General features: G+C 73.9%; 7 protein-coding genes. 4 read left to right on the top strand and 3 right to left on the bottom strand.

What is annotated here, in order from left to right; genetic code table 11:
• Window positions 1-61: 61 nt before the first annotated feature.
• Entirely contained in the window at window positions 62-1,801 is a 1,740-nt protein-coding gene (locus ACFWDO_RS14235; RefSeq protein WP_380325857.1) for a pyruvate dehydrogenase, read from the bottom strand.
• 140 nt (window positions 1,802-1,941) lie between these two features.
• Here ACFWDO_RS14235 and ACFWDO_RS14230 point away from each other — a divergent pair, with 140 nt between their 5' ends.
• On the top strand, window positions 1,942-2,670 hold the full coding sequence (locus tag ACFWDO_RS14230; RefSeq protein WP_380325860.1) for a thiamine pyrophosphate-dependent enzyme: 729 nt from the start codon (window positions 1,942-1,944) through the stop codon (window positions 2,668-2,670).
• Window positions 2,667-3,614: a transketolase family protein gene (locus ACFWDO_RS14225; RefSeq protein WP_380325863.1), complete on the top strand. Its 948-nt coding sequence runs from the start codon at window positions 2,667-2,669 to the stop codon at window positions 3,612-3,614. The genes ACFWDO_RS14230 and ACFWDO_RS14225 overlap by 4 nt, the downstream gene beginning before the upstream one ends.
• On the opposite strand, the gene ACFWDO_RS14220 is transcribed toward ACFWDO_RS14225, so the two are convergent.
• Entirely contained in the window at window positions 3,595-4,059 is a 465-nt protein-coding gene (locus ACFWDO_RS14220; protein ID WP_380325866.1) for a DUF952 domain-containing protein, read from the bottom strand. The two genes, ACFWDO_RS14225 and ACFWDO_RS14220, sit on opposite strands and share 20 nt — an antisense overlap.
• Window positions 4,060-4,127: 68 nt before the next feature.
• On the opposite strand from ACFWDO_RS14220, the gene ACFWDO_RS14215 reads away from it, so the two are divergent.
• Window positions 4,128-4,745, top strand: coding sequence for a TetR/AcrR family transcriptional regulator (locus ACFWDO_RS14215; RefSeq protein WP_380325869.1), 618 nt, complete (start codon window positions 4,128-4,130; stop codon window positions 4,743-4,745).
• A gap of 9 nt (window positions 4,746-4,754) precedes the next feature.
• A complete protein-coding gene (locus ACFWDO_RS14210) occupies window positions 4,755-5,381 on the top strand; it encodes a class I SAM-dependent methyltransferase (protein WP_380325872.1) in 627 nt (208 codons plus the stop codon).
• On the opposite strand, the gene ACFWDO_RS14205 is transcribed toward ACFWDO_RS14210, so the two are convergent.
• Window positions 5,371-6,576: a Fic family protein gene (locus tag ACFWDO_RS14205; RefSeq protein WP_380325875.1), complete on the bottom strand. Its 1,206-nt coding sequence runs from the start codon at window positions 6,574-6,576 to the stop codon at window positions 5,371-5,373. The genes ACFWDO_RS14210 and ACFWDO_RS14205 overlap by 11 nt on opposite strands.
• Between the last annotated feature and the right edge of the window lie 47 nt (window positions 6,577-6,623).

The raw sequence follows: 6,623 nt of genomic DNA, 5'->3' as shown, positions 1-6,623 counted from the left end.
GGTTTGGCCCTGTTTCGGTCCGAAACAGGGCCAAACGCCCGCTCACAACAATCAGGCTGGGTCAGCGGGGGAGGTTGCGCAGGTTGGAGCGGGCCATGGACATGACCTCTCCCATGCCGCCACCGAAGATCTGCTTCGTCATGGCGGTGGCGAACCCGCGGATCTGCCCCGCCGAGATGGACGGCGGGATGGACAGCGCGTTCGGGTCGGTGACGACCTCGATGAGCGCGGGGCCCTTGCGGTCGAGCCCGTCCTTGAGGGCGCGGCGCAGGTCCTTGGGCCGCTCGACGCGGACGGACGGGATGCCGACGGCGAGGCCGATGTTCCGGTAGTCCACGGGCGGGGAGTCGGTGCCGTACGACGGCAAGCCCTCCACCAGCATCTCGAGCTTCACCATGCCGAGGGTCGCGTTGTTGAAGACGACGACCTTCACCGGCAGGTCGTAGGTGCGCACCGTGATGAGCTCGCCCAGCAGCATCGACAGCCCGCCGTCGCCGGCGAGCGCCACGACCTGCCGGCCGGGCTCCGCGAACGCGGCGCCGATGGCGTGCGGCAGGGCGTTCGCCATCGACCCGTGGATGAACGACCCGATGACGCGCCGCTTCCCGTTGGGCGTGAGGTACCGGGCCGCCCACACGTTGTTCATGCCGGTGTCGACGGTGAACACGGCGTCGTCGGCGGCCGTCTCGTCGAGCTGCACGGCCGCGTACTCGGGGTGGATGGGCGTGTGCTTCTCCACGTTCCGGGTGTACGCGCCGACCACCTTGGTCATGATCCCGGCGTGCTTGTCGACCATGGAGCGCAGGAACTTGCGGTCCTTCTTGCGCTTGACCAGCGGGTTGAGGATCCGCAGCGTCTCGCCGACGTCGCCGTGCACGGGCAGGTCGAGCCGGGTGCGGCGGCCGAGGTGGGAGGCGTCGACGTCGATCTGCGCGGTGCGGACGTCGGCGGGCAGGAACGAGTCGTACGGGAAGTCGGTGCCGACCATGACCAGCAGGTCTGCCGAGTGCATCGCCTCGTGGCAGGAGCCGTAGCCCAGCAGGCCGGACATGCCGACGTCGTGGGGGTTCTCGTACTGGATGATCTCCTTGCCGCGCAGCGAGTGGCCGACGGGGGCGGCGGCCAGGTCGGCGAGCTCGAGCACCTCCTCGCGCGACCCTCGCGCCCCGGCGCCGACGAACAGCGTGACCTTCTTCGCAGCGTTGATCGCGTCGGCGAGGGCCTGGACGTCGGCGTCGTTCGGCACGACGCGCGCCGGGCAGGCGCCGGGCACGAGGATCGGGGCGTCGTCGTCGGGCACCCGCTCGTCCGCGACGTCGCCCGGCAGCGTGAGCACCGCGACGCCCGGGGCGGCGAGCGCGTGCTGGATGGCTGACCGCGTGACGCGAGGGAGCTGGGCCGGCGACGAGATCAGCTCCGAGAACACGGACGCCTCGGTGAAGATGCGGTCCGGGTGGGTCTCCTGGAAGAACTGCGTGCCGATCTGGGCGCTCGGGATGTGCGACGCGATGGCCAGCACGGGCAGGCGCGACCGGTTCGCGTCGTAGAGGCCGTTGATGAGGTGCAGGTTCCCCGGCCCGCAGGAGCCGGCGCAGACGGCGAGCTCGCCCGTCACCTCGGCGTCGGCGGCGGCCGCGAACGCCGCCGCCTCCTCGTGGCGCACGTGCACCCAGTCGATGCCGTCGGTGCGGCGGACGGCGTCGACGACGGGGTTCAGGGAGTCCCCGACGATCCCGTAGATGCGCTTCACGCCGGCGGCGACGAGCTGGTCGACGAGGTGTTCGGCGACGGTGCGGGCCATGACGAGACCTCCTGATGACGGCGGCTGGTCCGTCTCGATCCTGCCTCCGACCCCGCGTTTCCGCAGGACGGCGGGGGTGACGTCGCACACCCGGCGAGCGGCCTTGACCTCAACCATGGTTGAGGTCACACGATCGAGGCATGACGACGACGGCTCCCGCCACCCCCACGACGGTCCCGCAGCGCGTCCGGGACCTGGTCGCGCGCGTCACGGGCGACGAGAAGCACGACCCGAGCGCGCACTCCACGCTCGACGTCGTGTGGACGCTGTACGACCAGGTGCTCCGCGTCGACCCGGCCCGCCCCGACGACCCCGACCGCGACCGCTTCCTGCTCTCGAAGGGCCACGGCCCGGCGTCCACGTACGCCGTCCTGGCCGCGAAGGGATTCTTCCCGGCGGCGTGGCTGGACGACGTGGCGTCGTTCGACTCGCCGCTCGGCCATCACCCCGACCGCACGCTGGTGCCGGGCATCGAGATCGGCAGCGGCTCGCTCGGGCACGGCCTGCCGCTCGCCGTCGGGCTCGCGCTGGGCCTGCGCGGGCGGACCCCCGCGCGCGTCGTCGTCCTCGTGGGCGACGCCGAGCTGGACGAGGGCAGCAACGCGGAGGCGATCCAGGTGGCGGGCCGGTTCGGCCTCGGGAACCTCACGTGCGTGGTCGTCGACAACCACAGCGACAGCCTCGGCTGGCCCGGCGGCATCGCGCCGCGGTTCGCGCTCGAGGGCTGGGCGGCCGCCGAGGTGCGCACCCACGACCAGCCCCGCCTGACCGCCGCGCTGCGGCGCACCGAGCCCGACCGGCCGACGGTCGTGGTCGTCGACACCACCGGCCACCCGACCGGCACCCCCACGAACGAGGAGTCGGCATGACCGCCCCGGCCACCGCGCCCGCGCTCGACCTGCGCACCCGGTTCTACGAGGAGCTCGGCCCCCTGCTCGACGCGCACCCGGACGTCGACGTCGTCCTGGCCGTCATCGGGTCGGGCTACCTGGGCCGCGTGATCGAGCGCCACCCCAGCCGCGTCATCGACGTCGGCATCCGCGAGCAGGCGCTGATCGGCGTGGCGGGCGGCCTCGCGCTGGCGGGGCGGCGGCCGATCGTGCACACGTTCGCGTCGTTCCTGGTGGAGCGGCCGTACGAGCAGGTCAAGCTCGACCTCGGCCACCAGGACGTGGGTGCCGTGCTGGTCAGCGCGGGCGCGTCGTACGACGTGTCCGCGGGCGGCCGAACCCACCAGGCCCCCGCCGACGTGGCGCTGATCTCCGCGCTGCCCGGCTGGACGGTGCACGTGCCGGGCCACGCCGACGAGGTCGCCCAGATCCTGCACCGCGAGGCGGCGGGCACCGGGCGCGTCTACGTGCGCCTGTCGGGGCAGCGCAACGCCCGCCCGGGACCCGTCGACGGGCGGCTGCACCTGGTGCGGGACGCCGTCGACGGCAGGGGCGGCACGTCCGCGCCGCTCGTCCTCGCCGTCGGCCCGATGCTCGACACCGTGCTCGAGGCCGTCGCCGACCTGCCCGTGCGTGTCGCGTGGACCGCCACCCCGCACCCGCTTGACGCCGACGGGCTGCGCGCGCTGCTGCCTGCGGGCCCGGGGGCCGCGCCGTCGCTCGCCGTCGTCGAGCCGTACCTGGAAGGGACGAGCGCCGCGGCCGTGGCGGCCGCGCTGGCCGACCGGCCCAGCCGCGTGCTGCACGTGGGTGTCCCCGGCGAGGCCGAGCTGCGCCGGTACGGCACGCCGCGCGACCACGCCGCGGCGCACGGACTGGACGCCGCGGGCGTGCGCCGCCGCGTCACGACCCTGCTGGGCTGACCGCGGGGCTGACCTCCAGGCCGGCCCCGAGCGACGTCCAGAGCGTGGCTTCGGGTGCCGTCTCGCGGACGTCGAGGCCGGAGAGGTCGGGGACGACCCACCCGTCGGGGCCGCGCCCGACCTCCAGGAGGGCGACCACCGTCTCGCGGTCCATCGGCAGCAGGGCGCCGATGCGGGGCGCGGGCCCGCCGGCTGCGGGCGCCCAGGTCACCGGGATGCCCTGGGCGGCGAGGGCGTCCTCGTCGATCACGGCGAGCACCAGCGCCTCGGTGGCGTCGCCGTAGACGTCGTGCAGCACGGCGGGCAGGCCGCCCGCCGTCGTCGCGTGGATGTGGCCCGCGTCGTCGAACAGCGTGCGCCGCGTGGCGACGTCGTACTCCCCGAACCGCGCGCACGCCTCCCAGTCGTCGCTGAAGGCCACGTGCAGCAGTCGTCGTCCAGCCATCGGTCCTCCTCGTGTGGTGCAGCCCGTGTGATGACGTCAGTAATGAAACGGTGCCGTATCATTAGAGCATGGACACGGAGACCCCTCGGACCCCCGCCCGCCGCGGGCGCCCCCGCCGCGACGAGGCCGAGGCGCGCCGGGAGGCGATCCTCGACGCGGCCACGGTGCAGCTCGCGGAGCACGGGTTCGCCGGCACGACGATCGAGGGCGTCGCCGCCGCCGCGGGCGTCACCAAGCGCACGATCTACGCCCGCTTCACGGACAAGGAGGGGCTCTTCCTCGCCGCCGTCGAGCGGCTGCACCGGCACGAGCAGGAGGGCCTGCACGCGGGGGACGACCTGGAGGAGGTCGCCACGCGCGTCGTGCGGACCCTGCACGGCGACGACGCCGTGACGCTGCACCGCCTCGTCGTCGCGGAGGCGCGCCAGCTGCCGCGGCTCGCCGCGGACTTCTACGCGAACGGCCCCGCCCGCACCGTCGAGGTCCTCGCGGAGCTCCTGGCCGCCGAGCACCCCGGTCTCGGGGACGTGCCCGTGCGCGCCGAGGAGCTGTACACGCTGCTGCTCGGCGAGCCGCACCGCCGCCGGCTGCTCGGCCTCGAGCCCGCGCCGTCGCCCGCCGCGGCCCGTGCGCACGCCCGGCGCGCGCTGCGCACGGTCGCGGGCCCCGTCCCACCCCGTCCCTAGGGTGGCCGCATGACGGGTGAGGCCAGCGCCGCGTACGCGGCACGCGCGCAGGAGTACACGGACCTTTTCGGGTCGATGGCGTCGGTGCACGAGGACGACCGCGACCTCGTGGCGCGGTGGGCTGCCGGGCTGACGGGCCGCGTGCTCGACGCCGGGTGCGGGCCCGGGCAGTGGACGGACTTCCTCGCACGGCTGGGGTTGGACGCCGAGGGCGTGGACCTCGCCGAGCCGTTCCTGGAGCGCGCCCGCGCGGAGTACCCCGGCGTCACCTTCCGTCGCGCCGCGCTGGACGACCTCGGCGTGCCCGACGGCGGCCTCGGCGGGCTGCTCGCCTGGTACTCCGTCATCCACACCCCGCCCGATACCACGGACGGCGCGGCTGTGGACGACGTGCTGGCGGAGTTCGCCCGCGCCGTCGCCCCCGGGGGTGGGCTGCTGGTCGGCTACTTCCGCGGCCCGCGCGTGGAGCCGTTCGACCACAAGGTCACGACGGCGTGGTTCTGGCCGCCCGAGGAGCTGGCGGCGCGCCTCGACCGCGCGGGCTTCGACGTCGTGGCCACCGCCGAGCGTGACGAGCCCGGCGCGCGCCCGCACGGCGCCGTCAGCGCACGGCGCCGGGCGGCGCTCACCGCCTGAGCAGGCTCTGGGCGTACTGGTCGAGGACGGTGAGGATGCCGGAATGCTCCCAGACGCGGTTGCGGCGCATTCCGGTCCGCTCGGTCAGCACGCCGGCCTCGGTGAGCTGGGAGAGGGCGTTCTGGGCGGTCTGGCCGACCATCCCCAGGTGCTTGGCGAGGAACGGGGCGTTCACGACGGGGTGCGAGACCAGGTGTGGCACGACACGCCACGCCGCGGCCTGCCGCCGAAGTCCGCCGAGCTGGGCGCGAGCAGCGTCGACCTGTGACGAAAGGTCGTCGACGAGCTGGGACCCCGACGAGGCGGCGAAGCGTGCCGCGGCGGCGACGCGTTCGACGATCGGGCGTGCGTCGCCGTCGCGGTAGGCGGACAAGGCCGCGAAGTACCCCTCGGTCTGCGTGAGCAGCCCCGCCGACACGGGCGCGGTGGTGGCCGTGACGATCCCCTTGGCGCGGAGGATGGAGTGGATCATCGCGCGGCCCGTGCGCCCGTTCCCGTCCACGAACGGGTGGATGACCTCGAAGTGAGCGTGCGCCACTGCCGCCTGGAACAGGACGGGCAGGTCGTCGCGCCGGACGAATCCGACCAGATCGTCCATCGCCGGGGCGACGAGCGGTGCCTGAGGCGCGACGTGGGACGCGCCCCGAGGGCTGATCGTGCTCGTCCCGATCCACACGAGCTGGTCGCGCCAGCGGCCGGCGTGGTCCTCCCAGCCGCGCTGGCCCGACAGGAGCGCGCGGTGCATGTCCAGGATGGCGTCGGTGTCGAGCCGGTCGGCGAGCGCGAGCGCCGCCTCCATGGCGCGGACGTTCGCGACCACGGTGCGGGCGTTCGTGGACGTGGACTGCTCGATCTCGGCAAGAGCCAGCTGCCGGGGGCCGACGGTGAGGTCCTCGATCTGCGACGACGACGCGGACTCGGTGCGCAGGAGGATGGAGCTCATGGGGCCGAGGGTCGGGCTGGTGGTTCCGAGGATCTTGGCGGCGTGCTCGTCGAACCGGCCGAGCGCCGCAGAAGCCTCTTCGACGTCTGCGGACAGGTCGGCAGGGATGTCCGGGACCCAGCTGGCGATCGTGGGCGGGACGACCGAACGATGGGGGCCGGACGCGGCGGCCCGCGCGGACCGGCTCGTCATCCCGTCCGCGTCGGCGACCCAGTAGTCGTCGGCGTACTCGAACGCGGGAACCTTGACCATGAGGCCATCTTAATCAAGGTTTCGCCGAAACCTTGATTAAGGCTCGC

Origin of the sequence: Isoptericola sp. NPDC060185, assembly GCF_042728595.1 — a bacterium.
GTDB lineage: Bacteria > Actinomycetota > Actinomycetes > Actinomycetales > Cellulomonadaceae > Isoptericola.
Note: the sequence above shows the minus strand (reverse complement) of the source record. Positions and strands in the feature narration are given on the sequence as shown.

Excerpts from the sequence above, each read along its gene's own strand:
- ACFWDO_RS14235 (WP_380325857.1), bottom strand. The coding sequence starts at position 1,801 with ATGGCCCGCACCGTCGCCGAACACCTCGTCGACCAGCTCGTCGCCGCC.
- ACFWDO_RS14230 (WP_380325860.1), top strand. The coding sequence starts at position 1,942 with ATGACGACGACGGCTCCCGCCACCCCCACGACGGTCCCGCAGCGCGTC.
- ACFWDO_RS14225 (WP_380325863.1), top strand. The coding sequence starts at position 2,667 with ATGACCGCCCCGGCCACCGCGCCCGCGCTCGACCTGCGCACCCGGTTC.
- ACFWDO_RS14220 (WP_380325866.1), bottom strand. The coding sequence starts at position 4,059 with ATGGCTGGACGACGACTGCTGCACGTGGCCTTCAGCGACGACTGGGAG.
- ACFWDO_RS14215 (WP_380325869.1), top strand. The coding sequence starts at position 4,128 with ATGGACACGGAGACCCCTCGGACCCCCGCCCGCCGCGGGCGCCCCCGC.
- ACFWDO_RS14210 (WP_380325872.1), top strand. The coding sequence starts at position 4,755 with ATGACGGGTGAGGCCAGCGCCGCGTACGCGGCACGCGCGCAGGAGTAC.
- ACFWDO_RS14205 (WP_380325875.1), bottom strand. The coding sequence starts at position 6,576 with ATGGTCAAGGTTCCCGCGTTCGAGTACGCCGACGACTACTGGGTCGCC.